15 protein-coding genes are annotated in these 15,064 nt (G+C 48.6%); 9 read left to right on the top strand and 6 right to left on the bottom strand.

Going from position 1 to position 15,064, the window contains the following annotated elements:
* Positions 1-7: 7 nt before the first annotated feature.
* Positions 8-595, bottom strand: coding sequence for a Maf family protein (locus J9260_RS08255; protein ID WP_210220529.1), 588 nt, complete (start codon positions 593-595; stop codon positions 8-10).
* A 187-nt stretch (positions 596-782) separates the two neighbouring features.
* Here J9260_RS08255 and J9260_RS08250 point away from each other — a divergent pair, with 187 nt between their 5' ends.
* The 6 genes from J9260_RS08250 (at position 783) to J9260_RS08225 (ending at position 5,393) form a co-directional block, all read left to right on the top strand.
* Positions 783-1,268: a YceD family protein gene (locus J9260_RS08250; protein WP_246499705.1), complete on the top strand. Its 486-nt coding sequence runs from the start codon at positions 783-785 to the stop codon at positions 1,266-1,268.
* Positions 1,269-1,271: 3 nt separating this feature from the next.
* Positions 1,272-1,466, top strand: a complete 195-nt coding sequence (gene rpmF, locus J9260_RS08245) for a 50S ribosomal protein L32 (protein WP_210220527.1) — start codon at positions 1,272-1,274, stop codon at positions 1,464-1,466.
* Between the two features lie 85 nt (positions 1,467-1,551).
* A complete protein-coding gene (gene plsX, locus J9260_RS08240) occupies positions 1,552-2,580 on the top strand; it encodes a phosphate acyltransferase PlsX (protein WP_210220526.1) in 1,029 nt (342 codons plus the stop codon).
* Complete coding sequence (locus tag J9260_RS08235) at positions 2,577-3,545, top strand: beta-ketoacyl-ACP synthase III (protein ID WP_281419464.1); 969 nt, start codon at positions 2,577-2,579, stop codon at positions 3,543-3,545. The genes plsX and J9260_RS08235 overlap by 4 nt, the downstream gene beginning before the upstream one ends.
* Complete coding sequence (locus J9260_RS08230; RefSeq protein ID WP_210220525.1) at positions 3,545-4,030, top strand: CYTH domain-containing protein; 486 nt, start codon at positions 3,545-3,547, stop codon at positions 4,028-4,030. The genes J9260_RS08235 and J9260_RS08230 overlap by 1 nt, the downstream gene beginning before the upstream one ends.
* A 7-nt stretch (positions 4,031-4,037) precedes the next feature.
* Positions 4,038-5,393, top strand: coding sequence for a DEAD/DEAH box helicase (locus tag J9260_RS08225; protein ID WP_210220524.1), 1,356 nt, complete (start codon positions 4,038-4,040; stop codon positions 5,391-5,393).
* Here the strand turns inward: J9260_RS08225 and J9260_RS08220 are convergent.
* From J9260_RS08220 to J9260_RS08200, 5 genes are all read right to left on the bottom strand, one after another.
* The gene (locus J9260_RS08220) at positions 5,390-6,037 is read right to left on the bottom strand and encodes a GNAT family N-acetyltransferase (protein WP_210220523.1); all 648 of its coding nucleotides are present in this window, start codon (positions 6,035-6,037) and stop codon (positions 5,390-5,392) included. The two genes, J9260_RS08225 and J9260_RS08220, sit on opposite strands and share 4 nt — an antisense overlap.
* A gap of 15 nt (positions 6,038-6,052) precedes the next feature.
* The gene (locus tag J9260_RS08215) at positions 6,053-6,583 is read right to left on the bottom strand and encodes a phosphatase PAP2 family protein (protein WP_210220522.1); all 531 of its coding nucleotides are present in this window, start codon (positions 6,581-6,583) and stop codon (positions 6,053-6,055) included.
* Entirely contained in the window at positions 6,580-7,758 is a 1,179-nt protein-coding gene (locus tag J9260_RS08210) for a glycosyltransferase family 4 protein (protein ID WP_210220521.1), read from the bottom strand. Before J9260_RS08210 ends, J9260_RS08215 begins: the two co-directional genes overlap by 4 nt.
* A gap of 83 nt (positions 7,759-7,841) precedes the next feature.
* A complete protein-coding gene (gene phoB / locus J9260_RS08205) occupies positions 7,842-8,534 on the bottom strand; it encodes a phosphate regulon transcriptional regulator PhoB (RefSeq protein WP_210220520.1) in 693 nt (230 codons plus the stop codon).
* 177 nt (positions 8,535-8,711) lie between these two features.
* Positions 8,712-9,755 carry a substrate-binding domain-containing protein gene (locus J9260_RS08200; protein ID WP_210220519.1) on the bottom strand — a complete coding sequence of 348 codons (1,044 nt, stop codon included), beginning with the start codon at positions 9,753-9,755 and terminating at the stop codon, positions 8,712-8,714.
* 178 nt (positions 9,756-9,933) lie between these two features.
* On the opposite strand from J9260_RS08200, the gene J9260_RS08195 reads away from it, so the two are divergent.
* The 3 genes from J9260_RS08195 (at position 9,934) to J9260_RS08185 (ending at position 15,032) form a co-directional block, all read left to right on the top strand.
* Positions 9,934-10,689 (top strand): lysophospholipid acyltransferase family protein, encoded by a 756-nt coding sequence (locus J9260_RS08195; protein WP_210220518.1) that lies wholly within the window; start codon positions 9,934-9,936, stop codon positions 10,687-10,689.
* Positions 10,690-11,040: 351 nt separating this feature from the next.
* Positions 11,041-14,412: a CheR family methyltransferase gene (locus J9260_RS08190; protein WP_210220517.1), complete on the top strand. Its 3,372-nt coding sequence runs from the start codon at positions 11,041-11,043 to the stop codon at positions 14,410-14,412.
* Entirely contained in the window at positions 14,409-15,032 is a 624-nt protein-coding gene (locus J9260_RS08185) for a response regulator transcription factor (protein ID WP_210220516.1), read from the top strand. The genes J9260_RS08190 and J9260_RS08185 overlap by 4 nt, the downstream gene beginning before the upstream one ends.
* The last annotated feature ends 32 nt before the right edge of the window (positions 15,033-15,064 follow it).

The raw sequence follows: 15,064 nt of genomic DNA, 5'->3' as shown, positions 1-15,064 counted from the left end.
TATGCACTTATTCAAGTAAGTCGATTCCCGCCTGTTGCAACATCTGACTCAGGCGAATCAGCGGCAGCCCCATTAATGCAGTGGGGTCGTCGCCGTACATGCGCTTGAACAGCGTAATCCCCAAGCTTTCTGAGCGGAAGCTACCAGCGCAGTTATAGGGCTGGTCTTTGTGGAGATAGTGGTTAATTTGCGCATCAGTTAATTCACGGAAATCCACACTAAACGGCACAACATCTAACTGGTAATGACCGCTGTTACTGTCGAATAAACATAATCCCGTTAAAAAAGCTACGGTTTGCCCAGAAGCATTTTGCAATTGCTTGACCGCATTATCGTGATTACCGGGTTTGCCAATCACTGCATCGTGTAATACCGCACATTGGTCTGAGCCGATAATCAATGCATCAGGGTATTGTTCGGCAACTTTACGGGCTTTCGCCAGCGATAAACGCAGCACCATGTCGCGTGCGCTTTCGCCTTCAAGACGGGTTTCGTCAATGTCGGGGGCAGCGGTGGTGAAGGGGATTTTGAGGCGATCCATCAACTCGCGACGGTAAGGTGAAGTGGAGCCAAGAATTAAGGTACGAGTCATCATAAGGGCGGTGTTGTGGCTTATGTGGTAGTAAAGCGGCAGATGATACGCAAGATATGCACTTTACCCAAGTAAAAAGCCCAGAAATTTCTTTACATATCATAGCCCGGATTCATATAATCCCGCGCTTATGTTGAACAGACTACCCGTAGACGTTAATCCTTTTAAATTAGTCGAGCAAGGAAGATGCTTGGCTGGTGTTATGCCGTTGCAACAATTGCCACGTTTGGTCGAGGTTGTGTTGGCAGGAACGCAGGATGTAGCGGTAACATTGGACTTCACCCGCAGTATCGGTGGTCGTCCGATGATCAAAGGGCATATTCGCGGTAATGTGGTGTTGGAATGCCAACGCTGTATGCAGCCAGTGACTATCCCGCTTGATGTGCCGGTTGAAGTAGCTCTGACGACGTTTGAGTCGGATGAACGCCCCGAACAAGAAGGCTTAGAAGCTTGGTTGGTTGAGGATGAACGGCTGTTTATACAGGATTTCGTTGAAGATGAAATTCTTCTGGCTTTACCGTTAGCGGCGAAGCATGAGCAGTGCGAGCCGGTGCGCAAGTTGATAGAAGCCTTGCCATCAGACGTGGTGTTAACAGAAAGTGGGCAAGAGGACTCGGCGGTAATTACCAAAAAGAATCCTTTTGCAGTTTTAAAAGATTGGAAAAAAACGGAGTAAACGATGGCAGTCGGTCAAGCTCGAATGACTCGTTCAAAACGCGGTATGCGTCGCTCACACGATGCACTGAAGAACCCTACCTTGTCTATTGATGCAACTTCAGGTGAAACTCACCTGCGTCATCACATGACTAAAGACGGTTTCTACCGTGGTCGTCAGATCATTAAATCAGCGGTTGATGCGGACGAAGCAGAATAAGTGGCAACGCTTTGCACGCTTTCACCAAGAAATCGTATAGAATCGCGGGCTTGACCCGCGATTTTTTTTCAGGAGAGGGGATAGCATGGCTGAACAATATCGCATCGCGTTGGATGCGATGGGAGGCGATCATGGGTTGTCGGTGGTGGTTCCAGCCGCACTGGAAGCCCTGAAACAGTACGATGATATTGCTTTGATTCTGGTCGGTGATGAAACGCAGATTCAATCACTATTGGCGCAACACCTAGCAGTCGCTGGAAATCGGTTGCGTATTCATCATGCTTCACAAGTCGTACAGATGGATGAAGCTCCCGCTGTTGCTCTGAAAAATAAAAAAGATTCCTCCATGCGGGTCGCTATTAATTTAGTCAAAGCCAATGAAGCCGATGCTGCCGTCAGTGCTGGCAATACTGGTGCGTTAATGGCTACCGCCCGTTTCGTTCTCAAAACCCTGCCCGGTATTGACCGCCCCGCCATTTGCACCATTTTGCCTTCGATCAAAGGCCACACGCATATGCTGGATTTGGGCGCAAATGTCGATTCTGAAGCAGAACACCTGTATCAATTCGCCCTCATGGGGTCGGAACTCACCAAAGCCATTGACGATAATCCAAACCCCAGAGTCGGTTTGCTCAATATTGGGCAAGAAGCGATCAAAGGTAATGAGCAAGTCAAAGCTGCCAACGCCTTATTGCAAGGTAGCCCATTGAATTACATCGGTTATGTCGAAGGTGATGACATTTATCTCGGCGATGTGGACGTAGTGGTTTGCGACGGTTTTGTGGGTAATGTCGCCCTGAAAACCAGCGAAGGTTTGGCGAAAATGGTATCTTCGCACCTCAAGCAAGAGTTTACTGCGAACCTATTCCGACGTTTCGCGGCTTTAGTTGCATTGCCGGTGCTGAAATCGTTTCGGCGTAAATTTGACCCAAGGCGTTACAATGGCGCAAGCTTCTTAGGCTTACAAGGCATTGTGGTAAAAAGTCACGGCGGCGCGGATAGCATTGCTTACGCCAACGCTATCGGTATGGCTCGCACTGAAATTATCAAGCAAGTACCGCAACGCATTCATAAACAACTCGAACATTTGCACGCACAGAGGATCAAAGCATGATCTATTCACGCATTACCGGCACGGGTAGTTATTTGCCGGAAAAAGTATTGACCAATAAAGACCTTGAAGAAATGGTTGATACCACCGACGAGTGGATTTTTGAACGTACCGGGATTCGTGAACGTCACGTTGTTGAGATGGAAAGTGCCTCCGACATGGCGGAACACGCCGCACGTCGTGCCTTGGAAATGGCAGGTAAAAAGCCCGAAGACGTTGATTTGATTATCGTGGGCACATCTACCCCGGATTTGGTATTTCCTAGCACCGCGTGTTTGCTCCAAAATAATTTGGGGATTCGCAACGGCGGGGCGGCCTTTGACGTACAAGCCGCGTGTTCCGGTTTTGTGTTTGCCTTAAGCGTGGCAGATAAATTTGTACGCAGCGGTACCAGCAAATGTGCGTTGGTAGTCGGTTCTGAAGCCATGTCCAAAATTTTGGATTGGACAGATCGCGGCACCTGCATTTTATTTGGTGACGGTGCGGGTGCAGTAGTGCTGGAAGCCAGCGATGAAGCGGGTATTTTATCCACTCACATCCATGCCGATGGTGCTTACGAGCATTTATTAAGTGTTAATGCAGGTATTTCACGCAATTTGGAAATGCTGCGTGCTGAAGGTGCGTTGTTGCAAATGCGCGGTAACGAAGTTTTTCGGGTAGCAGTCAATACCTTAGGGCGTATTGTTGATGAAACGCTCGAAGCCAATGGCATGACTAAAGCTGATGTGAACTGGTTAGTGCCGCACCAAGCCAATATCCGTATTATTCAGGCGACTGCGAAAAAGCTCGATATGTCGATGGATAATGTGGTGGTTACGGTTGATAAACACGGTAATACCTCGGCAGCTTCAGTGCCGTTGGCATTGGATACGGCAGTGCGCGATGGGCGTATCAAACGTGGCGATGTGATTTTATTGGAAGCGTTCGGCGGTGGCTTTACTTGGGGTTCTGCCTTAGTTAAGTTCTGATGGCTATTGAAATTGAACGCAAATTTTTGCTGGTGTCGGATGCATGGCGGGCTTTAATCAGCCGCTCTGAAACTTTCCGGCAAGGCTATCTCAGCAATACCAAACGCGCTTCGGTGCGGGTGCGGATTGCTGATGAAATGGCAACGTTGAACATCAAAGGTATGACCTTGGGTGTGCAACGTGCCGAATACGAATACACCCTTCCATTGCCCGATGCTATGGAATTGTTGGATCAGTTGTGCGAACGCCCGCTGATTGAAAAAACCCGCCATTTTGTCGAGTTTGGCGGAAAACTGTGGGAAATAGACGAATTCCACGGTGACAACGCCGGATTAATTGTGGCGGAAGTTGAACTCGATTCATCGGATGAAGTAATCATTATGCCACCTTGGGCTGGCAATGACGTTTCCCATTTGGAACGCTATTACAACGTCCGGCTCACTCAATACCCCTACAGCCAATGGTCGGCTGAGGAACGAGGTTAATTAAACAATGCTATTTTCTGAACTCGGCTTGTCCGAGCCGCTGTTGCGTGCCATCGGCGAACAGGGGTATGACACCCCGACTCCTATTCAAGCACAAGGGATTCCTGCGGTGCTTTCCGGGCGCGATCTTATGGCGGCGGCACAAACCGGTACAGGCAAAACAGCAGGATTTACCCTGCCATTATTGCACCGTTTATCGACTGGCAATCGCCCCAGTGCCAATCACATCCGGGCGTTGGTGTTAACCCCAACCCGTGAATTGGCGGCGCAAGTGGGTGAAAGCGTGCGCGAATACGGCAAGTATTTGTCGTTGAGTTCTACTGTGGTGTTTGGCGGGGTAAGCATTAACCCGCAAATGATGGCGTTACGGCGCGGTGTTGACGTGCTGGTGGCAACACCGGGGCGGTTACTGGATTTGTACGAACAAAATGCCGTGAAATTTGCTCAAGTGGAAATCCTCGTATTGGATGAAGCGGATCGCATGTTGGACATGGGCTTTATCCGCGACATCCGTAAAGTGTTGGCAGTATTGCCGAAACGCCGTCAGACTTTACTGTTTTCCGCGACATTTTCTGATGACATCGTGGCATTAACCAAGGGCGTGTTAAATAACCCGCTGCAAATTTCAGTTAGCCCGCGCAATGCCGCTGCGCCATCAGTGAAACAGTCGGTGTATATGGTGGATAAAACGCAAAAAACTGCATTGTTAAGCCATTTAGTGCGCGAAAACCAATGGGAACAAGTGCTGGTTTTCACCCGTACTAAACACGGCGCGAACCGTTTGGCAGAAAAGCTGGAACGTGATGGTGTCACCGCTGCGGCGATTCACGGTAATAAAAGCCAAGGGGCGCGTACCAAAGCCTTAGCCGATTTCAAGCAAAGCAATATTCGGGTGTTGGTGGCGACTGACATTGCGGCGCGTGGTTTGGATATTGAGCAATTGCCACACGTGGTAAATTTCGAGTTACCGAATGTTTCGGAAGATTACGTGCATCGCATTGGGCGTACCGGGCGTGCCGGAGCAACGGGCGAAGCGATTTCCTTGGTTGAGCCGGAAGAATACGGTTTCCTCAAAGGTATTGAGAAGCTGATTAAACAGCAATTACCGCGTGAGCCATTGCCAGTTTTCAGCAATGCACCGGTACGTCCGCGTACTCCAGAAGAAGTTAAGGCTGATGCGGAAGCTGATAAGCCACGTTCACCGCAACACCGCCCTGCGAATCGCCGCACCAATGGGCAGAAAAACGATGCACGTAAAGCGGCTGGTTTGCCTGCGGTAAAACGCAGCAATGGTAATGGCAACAATGCCAATGGCGCGAATAAACCACGCCGTCGTCCTAATAAGCCGCAAGCTGTAGCTTAATTCAGCATGTGCGTGGGTATTGCTGCTGTCTGTGGCACAGCAATACCGCGCACATTATGGCGGCATAAACGGTGTTCCAAGCCTTGGCGCACCATGCCCCATTCGGTATCTAAAATACTGTAAATCGCGGTATCACGAATTAAACCATCCGGCATAATCGCGCTGCGGCGCAATACACCTTCTTGCGTAGCCCCTAATTTTTCCAGCGATTGGCGTGAACGCGCATTGCGAATATCCGTTTTAAATTGCACCCGCAAAATCCCGAAGGTTTCAAACGCATGGCGCATCAGTAAATATTTGCACTCCAGATTAACTCCGCTGCGCTGGTATTCGGTGGCGTACCAGGTTCCACCAATTTCCAGTTTCATGTGTTTTAAGCAAATATCTCGGAAACGGGTGCTGCCAATGGCTTTTCCAGAAGCGCGATGGATGACCGCAAACGGTAAATCGCTGCCCAAATCACGTTGGCGAATCGCATTAGCAATAAAGTTTTCCATGTGTTCGGGTTCGGCGAGATTGCCGTAAAACATGTATTGCCAGATGCGTTCATCGCGGGCGGCTTCCAGTAAGTCGGGGATATGGTGGTCACTTAAGGGTTCAAGGTGTACTAAATGACCAGTCAAAGTAACGGGTTGCAAGGTCATAGCGATCACTCCTTTTCACAGGCAAGACAATACACACAGGCTTCCTTGTGCTAAACCCGCGCCCAAAAACGCGCCCATCAGCACATCGCTAGGGTAGTGCAGCCCTAAAATGACCCGCGACAACGCCACGAGTGCCGCAAAGGGCGCAACCAATACCAACCATTCCGGGTAGTAACTTAGCAATACCCAGCTAAAACTGACTGCGTGCAAGGTATGCCCAGACGGAAAACTAAACTGGTCCAAGGCTGCGACATTTTGAAAGATAGTGTCGCTGTAGCAATAAGGGCGCACCCGCTCGGTTGAGGTTTTCAGCCAGCGATAAATCAGTACACCCAGCAATCCGACCAAAGCCATGTGCAACGATACTGTTACCGCCTGCCAGCCGTAAATCACTGGCAACATCAGCATTAACACATACCAAAACACCCCGTTACCCAAACGGCTGACGGCGGCAAAAAATAAGCTGATCGGTTTGAGGTGATTGATCCGGTTAAACAGCAGGCATAACGGGATTTCGCGGTCATTGAGGTTATGTAACAGCTTCATGGTTTGGCCTCGTGCAAAATAGTTTGCAAAGTGTGGTGTAAACGCTCGACAACATTGCCCCAACTTAACTGTTGTGCGGCTTGATACGCCGCTTCACCTTGGGTTTGGCGCAAGGTCGGGTCGCCCGCTAGAGTCACAGCGGCTTGTATAAAGGCGGCGTTATCATCGAAAGGGACATTCATGCCATTGCTGCCGTAGTGCAGGTATTCATGCGCGGCGGCGTAATCGAATGTGACCACGGGTAAACCGCTTGCCATTGCTTCCAAAATGACATTGCCAAAGGTTTCGCTGGTGCTGGGGTATAAAAACAAATCGCCGCTGGCGTAATGTTCCGCCAAGGCCACGCCGGTTTGCATTCCTGCGAAGATGCAATCAGGGTGCGCGGCTTGCAGGCGTTTGCGTTCGGGGCCATCGCCGACCAATAAGAATTGTGCGTCAGGTACTTGCGCTTGAATCGCCCGAAACGCGCTAAATGCCAAATCGAGGTTTTTCTCTTGCGCCATGCGTGACACCAGCGTGACGAGTAACTGCTCAGGGCGGATGCCTAATTGGGTGCGTAATGTTTCACTGCGGCGTTGCGGGTTAAATTGGCTGGTATCAATCCCGCGTTCTAAAATGCCCAGTTTGGTGTAACCGCACGCGCTCAGTTGTTGTTGTAATTCGCGGGTGGGAACCAGTGTCACCAGCGTTTGATTGTGCATGTGGCGTAAATAGCGTTTTGCCACATTAAAAAAACCACTCAAACGGTAATAGCGGCTGTATTGGTCAAAATTGGTGTGGAAATCGCTAATCACAGGAATACCGAGTTTTTTAGCAGCTTTCATCGCGGAATACCCCAACGGGCCTTCGGTGACGATTTGCACAATGTCAGGGCGTTGCTTTTTCCACAAGCGTTTGAGGGCGTGGTATTGCGGGAAGCCCAAGCGGACTTCCTTGTAAAAGGGGAGTGTCAATCCATTGACGAGGTATTCCTGGAAATCGTTGTCGTGTTGCGCTTGTTCCAACGCGGTTTGACGCGGGCGCACCAATTGAATGTGATAACCGCCGTAAGCACGTAACCCTTGCACCAAGCGATTAATGGTATGCGCTACGCCGTTAATTTCCGGTGGCCATGTTTCAGTGACCACACTTAAGCGGGTGTTAGCGGCAACAAGTTGTAAGCGGCGGTTTGACACAAAATAAACATTCCAGTGTAGCGATGCCCCTGATTTTCCAAGGTTTGTGCTGCAACACCGTGACGTTTTTGTGAAGGTTATGTTTAGACGCTAGGTGAAAACCGATAACCCGCACCACGCACCGTTTGGATGTAATGCTCAATCCCGTGCGGAGCTAATGCCTTGCGTAAGCGCAAAATATGCACATCCACAGTGCGCTCTTCGACATACACATTGCGTCCCCAAGCGTTATTGAGCAATTGCTCACGACTGTAAACCCGATCCGGGTGCTGCATAAAAAATTTCAGCAACCGAAATTCTGTGGGGCCAAATTCCAGTTCGGTGGATTTAGCCGTCACCCGATGACTGAGCGGGTCAAGAAACAAATGTTCGTATTCCAACGGCTGATTGGTGGGCGCATTGGAGGTTTGGGTGCGCCGCAATACGGCCTGAATCCGCGCCAGCAATTCCGCCGGGGAAAAGGGTTTGCTGATGTAGTCGTCAATCCCCGCATTGAAACCGTTGATTTTATCGGCTTCTTCGGTGCGTGCCGTGAGCATAATCACCGGAATGTCTTGGGTGTTGGCATCGCGTTGTAAGCGTCGTACCAATTCCAAGCCGTTCATGCCGGGGAGCATCCAATCCATCAGGATTAATTCAGGGCGTTTACGGTCAATTTCTGCGTAAGCTTGTTCCGCATCGGCAGCCTCGCTGAGTTCAAAACCGGCGCGGCTCAGCGCGAAATTCACCATTGTACGGATGGGCTGTTCGTCTTCGACAATCAGAATATTGTGCATGTTAAACCTGTATGAATTCCATTTTATACGTTGCATTTAAGCGTGGTTGTGTGTCAATTCTGTGACAATGTGCTGAATTTGTTGATTTTTTTGTGCATCGCCCAATAAAAAGGGAGCGACACGCGCTCCCTTAAAACTCCTTTCGTTAAAATTTATTAACTGGAGAAGTGTTTGTTATTATTTCAAGCCATCTGCGGTCATTGCAGTCAGGGCTGTTGCATTTTTAGCAATTTCTGGCAGTTCTTTAGCGTCAACAGGTACTAAGCCTTTGTCAGCCAAGTAACCATCAGCACCCATAGCCGCTTCACTGACGTATTCAGCAATAAATTCTTTGATGCCTTTTACTTGGTCAACGTGGCTGTTTTTCACGTAAACGTACATGGAACGTGACATTGGGTAGCTGCCATCAATAACTGCTTCTGGTGAAGGCGCAACGCCGCCGATAGCTAAACCGCGCAGTTTGTCTTCATTTTGCTCAAGGAAGCTGAAACCGAACGCGCCCAGAGCTTTAGGGTTGGCTTCCAGTTTCTGTACGATCAGGTTGTCGTTTTCACCGGCTTCAACATACGCACCGTCTTCACGGATAGTTTGGCAAGCTGCTTTGAAAGCTTTCTCGTCTTTTTCCTTGAGTGCTTTCATGGAGTCGATTTTCTTACAACCGCCTTCCATACCCAGTTCATTGAAAGAGTCGCGTGTACCAGAAGTAGGTGGCGGCCCGATGACTTCGATTTTAACGTCTGGCAGTTCAGCGTTAACTTCTTTCCAAGTTTTGGCAGTGTTAGGGACTAATTCGCCTTTTTCGTTAGGCACGTCTTTCGCCAAACCCATGTATAAATCTTTCAGGGTGAAGTTTTTGAACTCATCACCGCTTTTGGATTGTGCGAGAGTCAAGCCATCGTAGCCCATTTTGATTTCAGTGATAGCATCAACGCCGTTCTTTTTGCAGTCTTCAAATTCGCCTTTTTTCATGCGGCGTGAAGCATTGGTCAAGTCTGGCGTTTCAACGCCAGCACCGGCGCAGAACAATTTCATACCGCCGCCAGTACCGGTGGATTCAACCTTTGGTGCTGGATTGCCAGTTTTCTTAGCAAATGTTTCAGCTACTGCGGTGGTGAAAGGATAAACAGTGGAAGAACCCACGATTTCGATGTTGTCACGCGCTTGTGCGGCGGTAGCAGACAGTGCCAGAGCAGCAGCAATTGCCAGAGCAAGTTTCTTCATTTGAAAGTCTCCAAAGTTTTTAGATCAGATGATGTTTCAATCACGTCCGTATTGAACTGCTGCGTACTCTAATCATCCAATATGACAGCTTTGTGACAAATGAAAAAAATTTTCCGCGCGGCCTTTCGTTCTGGTGCAGAAGCCAATAGGCTCTTCGGCTGGTATCAAGGAGATCATTATGAAAACGTTACGTCGGGTTACGCGGTTGCTGTTGTTCTTGGGGCATGTGTTGTGGGGGGTGTTGTTGACCGCGATTTTTGCCGGGGTGTTGCGGATGAGTGTGACCCAACCTTTTTATCAGGGTTTGGTGCAGGCTTGGTTGCGGCGTTTAACCCGCATTATGGGCGTGCGCGTGAAGGTTAGTGGTACACCGGCAAGCGCAGGAGCCTTGCTGGTGGCAAATCACATTACCTGGCTGGATATTCCGCTATTGGGTGGGGTGCTGCCAGTACGATTCTTGTCGAAACAGGAAGTGCGCCACTGGCCGGTGGTGGGTTGGTTGGCAGTGAAGGCCGGTACATTGTTTATTACACGCGGTAAAGCAGGCGCGGCAGCGGCAGCAACGGCGACCATGACCGATGCACTACAAGGGGGCGCGACGGTACTGCTGTTTCCCGAAGGTACGACAACCACGGGTAATGATGTGTTGCCATTTCATGCACGTTTATTTGCCCCAGCAATTAACTTGGATATTCCGGTGCAGCCGATTGTATTACGCTATCCTAGTGTAAACGGATTAACTCAGCCATTAATACCCTACGTGGATGATCAGGCATTATGGGATAATTTATGGGGTGTGTTGGGTGAGTCGGAATGTGCGGCTGAAATCCATTTTTTACCTCCATTAATAATAACGGGGCTTGACCGTAAAGGATTAGCCACATTATGTGAGACGAATATTCGGCAGCGTATAGAAAAATCCTCAAAGGTTTGATGGGATTCAAGGGATTGATCTAGGGGAAACCCGTAAACGAGCTTTATGATACCTTGGGCGTTTACTATTCGCTTTATTGTCGAATACCCTTACAATTCGTTCTGTACTTGCGCTGGATGACGCGCATCGACGCAGAGCTAGGAGGAACGCAAGTACAGCAACGTTGTGACGACGTTACGTGGAAAATTAGAGAATAATGAATCTAAGCCAAAAATCAGAAGAAGCCTACGCTAGGTAGGGTCGATTGTTTAAATCGACCCTTTTTTTTTGGTTCGCTTTTCCGTTAGACTTCTGGTGGTCGGCTGATTTCAAGCTGTTAATACCAAAATACTGACGCGCGGGAGCGAAGCAATGACCGGTAATTCCAATGCTACTCATGATGATGGCAGTGATGACAGCTTAATTATTGTGGGTATCGGTGCGTCAGCCGGTGGGCTTGAGGCTTTAAGGCTATTAGTACCGAAATTACCGATTGATGAGCGTGTGGTTTATATCCTTGCGCAGCACCTTGATCCGAAACACAGCAGTATGCTTGTGCCGATTTTGTCGCGCGAAACCCAGTTGCAAGTGAATGAATTACAACACGATCAAGCCTTGCAAGCGGGTCAACTCTACATTATTCCGCCGGGAATGGATGCTTTTTATACACGCCAACGCATTCATTTGGAAAAAGCCACGGGTATTGGCCCGAAACCTTCTGTTGACCGTTTATTGGCATCGCTCGCAGAAAATCACGGTGAACGTTCTATTGGTATTATCTTATCCGGCACGGGAATGGATGGGGCGCACGGGATTCGTGCGATTAAAGCCGAAGGCGGTATTACCATTGCGCAATTAGAATCAACCGCGCGTTTTGACAGTATGCCGCACGCTGCAATCAATACCGGGCATGTGGATTTGGTATTGCCACCCGAAGAAATTGCTCAACAAATCCATGACTTACTCAATCAACCGGGTTCCTCGTTTCCTTTTTCGCAAAAGACTGAACCTAGCGAAGATGAGATTCAGGAAATCTTGCGGATGTTATTGGATCAAACCGGCACAGATTTCCGCGATTATAAACGCAACACCTTATTACGGCGTATTGAACGGCGCATGACTTTACATAAATGTAAGCGTCTTGATGAATATTGCAGTTTCTTGCGTGATAAACCCGAAGAATTATATGAATTACATAATGATATTTTAATTTCAGTCACTGCATTTTTCCGTGATACCGATGCGTATCAGGTTTTACACCGCATGATGGAAGATATTATTAGCCAGAAAGGTAAAATAGAAGGTGAAATTCGTATTTGGATAGCCGGGTGTGCCACGGGTGAAGAAGCTTATTCCATTGCGATTATGTTATCGGAATATTTAGGGAATCGTGCCAGCCGTTACAAGATTCAGATTTTTGGTACGGATTTATACGATGGCGTATTATCCATTGCCCGCCAAGCACGTTATCCTAAAGCGGCAGTAGTCGATATAGAACCGCGTTTATTGGATAAGTATTTTATTCAAAAAGACGGTGCATATCAGCTTAATCAAACCATCCGTAATATGGTGCTGTTTGCACGCCACGATTTGGTGCGTGACCCGCCATTTTCGCACCTTGATCTGGTGTCGTGCCGCAATGTGCTGATCTACTTTAACCAGAATTTGCAACGCAAAGTGCTGGAGTCGTTTCATTACGCCCTCGAAACCGGCGGTATTTTGTTTTTAGGTAAATCTGAAGCGATTGGCAATGCGGAAAATCTGTTTACCACAGTGGATCGTAAGGCGCGTATGTACCGCCGTCGTGGCGACGTGAAAGGTCATTCGCCGTACTTATTACAACATCGCCAGCAACGTGAGCGACCAGCAATTTACGGGCAAGGCTCGCGTGAGCGTAACCGCGTGAAGCTTCAGGATATGGTCGATAAATTATTGGTAAACATTTATCAGCCGGTGTGCATTTTGCTGGATGACCGTCAGGAAATTGCTTATGTGCGCGGTCATGTTGATCCGTTTCTAAGCTTCATGGAAGGGCGTGCCGCATTAGGGATTCTGGAGTTAATTCGCAGTGAATTGCGTCAGGATATGCGCGGAATGCTCTATAAAGCGCGGCGTACTGATGAGTCCATTCTCAGTCGGCGTATTCCCATGAAAATCAATGGTGAAGACAAGCGCGTATTAATGCGGGTGAGCCATTTTCCGGCAGGAAAGCTTACCGAAAATGAAGTCAGCATGATCGTTTTCGAGGTGTTTTCTGACGTTGAAGTGCCTCTGAGTGATACTGTTGTAGAGCAAATGACTGATACGGTGCGTTTAAAAGAGCTGGAAGAAGAATTACGCGAAACCCGTGAAAGTTTACAAACCACAATTGAAGAGCTGGAAACCTCCAACGAGGAATTGCAATCGACCTACGAAGAGGCGCAGTCGACTAACGAGGAGCTGTATACCTCCACCGAAGAGCTGCAAACCTCCAACGAGGAGTTGCAATCGACTAACGAAGAGTTACGCACCGTTAATCAAGAGTTGAGTGTCAAAAGCAGTGAATTAGAAACCGCCAACCACCAACTGAAAAGTACCAATGAACAACTGACCCAAGAGGTTGATGAGCGTAAATGGGCGGAAGCACGTTTAGAAATTGAACGCGCAAAACTCCACACGATTTTCCACATGCAACCTAACTGGATTAATATTTGCACTACCGATGGCATTATTCAGGAAGTGAATCCAGCGGGTTTGTCGATTATGGAAGTCAGTTCCAGTGCTGAGTTGGTGGGGCGTTCCCTGCGGGATTTTGTGTTTCCCGAATATTTGCCGGAAGTGGACAACTGCCTTGCGATGATTGGTGAGGTCGGCGAAGTGAATAAGCGTGAATTACGCATTAGAACCAGCAAAGGTAATCCGCGCTGGTTGGAAATTCACTCATTGCTAGTGCATTTTTCTGATGATGAATTGCGCATTATGTCGATTATCGTGGATCACACCGAACGCAAGTTAGCACAAGAATTGCTCGCGGAACGCCAACAAGAGTTAGCTCACATTATGCGCCTCAATACCTTGGGGGAAATGGCTTCGGGGATTGCGCACGAACTGAATCAGCCATTATCCGCTATTGCCAATTACATTCGTGGTTGTGAGCGACGCTTGAACAGTGATGGCTGCAATTTGGAAGAATTGAAGGAAGTCATGCAGTTAGTGTCTACGCAGGTGCGGCGTGCAGGTGATATTTTGCGCTATGCGAAAGATTTTACCCGCAAGGATCAAGATAATGAGCGTTTGTCGTGTAACATTAACGAGGTGGTGCGCGAAACCTTACACTTATTGGAAACCACCGAGCAGTTTAAGGAAACCAAATTAATCGTTGAGTTGGAGAGTGAGCTGCCCAATGTGTTGATTAATAAAATTCAAATAGAGCAAGTATTGATCAATATGGTGCAAAACGCGCTGGACGCAATGGATGAGATGAACGACGCGAAACCTGCTGTATTACGCATCCGTACCGCGCGTGCCGACGATCATGCCCTGCGCTTGTCGGTGGTTGATCAGGGGACGGGGTTGCCAGTGGGATTTGAAAAGAATATTTTCCGCCCGTTTTTCTCTACCAAGAAAAATGGTATGGGAATGGGGCTGGCGATCAGCAGTTCCATTATTGAAGCCCACGGTGGACGTTTGGAAGCGGTCAATAATTTAACCCGTGGAGCAACGTTCAGCTTTATGTTGCCTTTGGAGGGGGATGCAAATCCATGACCTATGAGCCGACTGTTTTTATTGTCGATGATGATCCGGCGGTGCGCGATTCGTTACGCTGGTTGTTAGAATCCATGCGCTTGCGGGTAGCAACGTTTGATTCCGCCGAAGCTTTTTTGAAGTTTTACACCATGCATATGGTCGGTTGCCTGATTTTGGATGTGCGGATGCCCGGTATGAGCGGGCTGCAATTACAGCAACATTTAACCAAGCAGCAATACGCTTTGCCGATCATTTTTATTACTGGTCACGGTGATATTCCAATGGCGGTGCGGGCGATGCAGGCGGGGGCGAAGTACTTCCTCGAAAAGCCGTTTGAAGACCAATTGCTGTTGGATTATGTGAATGAAGCATTGGCTTTGGACAAGGAAAATCAGCAAGCACGGCTGCGTTTGACCACGATTCGGGCGCGTATTGCGAATTTAACCGACCGTGAAACCGAGGTGATGGATTTGGTGATTCGTAACCATTCCAACAAAGAAATTGCCGAAAAACTGGGTGTGAGCATTAAGACGGTGGAGTTTCATCGCAGTCACATGATGGACAAAATGCACGCCAGTTCCTTGATTGATTTACTCAATATGGTGCGCGAAGCGACGTTAGCTAACCCCCCATCCTGACCTTCCCCCGCAAGGGGTGAAGGAACAAGAGG

This window comes from Thiothrix unzii, assembly GCF_017901175.1.
In the GTDB taxonomy this organism is placed as follows: Bacteria; Pseudomonadota; Gammaproteobacteria; order Thiotrichales; family Thiotrichaceae; genus Thiothrix; species Thiothrix unzii.
The sequence above is the reverse complement of the archived record's forward strand: the minus strand, read 5'-3'. Positions and strand labels throughout refer to the sequence as shown.

Bases quoted from the DNA above. Each gene is read 5' to 3' on its own strand.
- J9260_RS08255 (WP_210220529.1), bottom strand. From the start codon at position 595: ATGATGACTCGTACCTTAATTCTTGGCTCCACTTCACCTTACCGTCGC.
- rpmF (WP_210220527.1), top strand. From the start codon at position 1,272: ATGGCAGTCGGTCAAGCTCGAATGACTCGTTCAAAACGCGGTATGCGT.
- plsX (WP_210220526.1), top strand. From the start codon at position 1,552: ATGGCTGAACAATATCGCATCGCGTTGGATGCGATGGGAGGCGATCAT.
- J9260_RS08235 (WP_281419464.1), top strand. From the start codon at position 2,577: ATGATCTATTCACGCATTACCGGCACGGGTAGTTATTTGCCGGAAAAA.
- J9260_RS08230 (WP_210220525.1), top strand. From the start codon at position 3,545: ATGGCTATTGAAATTGAACGCAAATTTTTGCTGGTGTCGGATGCATGG.
- J9260_RS08225 (WP_210220524.1), top strand. From the start codon at position 4,038: ATGCTATTTTCTGAACTCGGCTTGTCCGAGCCGCTGTTGCGTGCCATC.
- J9260_RS08220 (WP_210220523.1), bottom strand. From the start codon at position 6,037: ATGACCTTGCAACCCGTTACTTTGACTGGTCATTTAGTACACCTTGAA.
- J9260_RS08215 (WP_210220522.1), bottom strand. From the start codon at position 6,583: ATGAAGCTGTTACATAACCTCAATGACCGCGAAATCCCGTTATGCCTG.
- phoB (WP_210220520.1), bottom strand. From the start codon at position 8,534: ATGCACAATATTCTGATTGTCGAAGACGAACAGCCCATCCGTACAATG.
- J9260_RS08200 (WP_210220519.1), bottom strand. From the start codon at position 9,755: ATGAAGAAACTTGCTCTGGCAATTGCTGCTGCTCTGGCACTGTCTGCT.
- J9260_RS08195 (WP_210220518.1), top strand. From the start codon at position 9,934: ATGAAAACGTTACGTCGGGTTACGCGGTTGCTGTTGTTCTTGGGGCAT.
- J9260_RS08190 (WP_210220517.1), top strand. From the start codon at position 11,041: ATGACCGGTAATTCCAATGCTACTCATGATGATGGCAGTGATGACAGC.
- J9260_RS08185 (WP_210220516.1), top strand. From the start codon at position 14,409: ATGACCTATGAGCCGACTGTTTTTATTGTCGATGATGATCCGGCGGTG.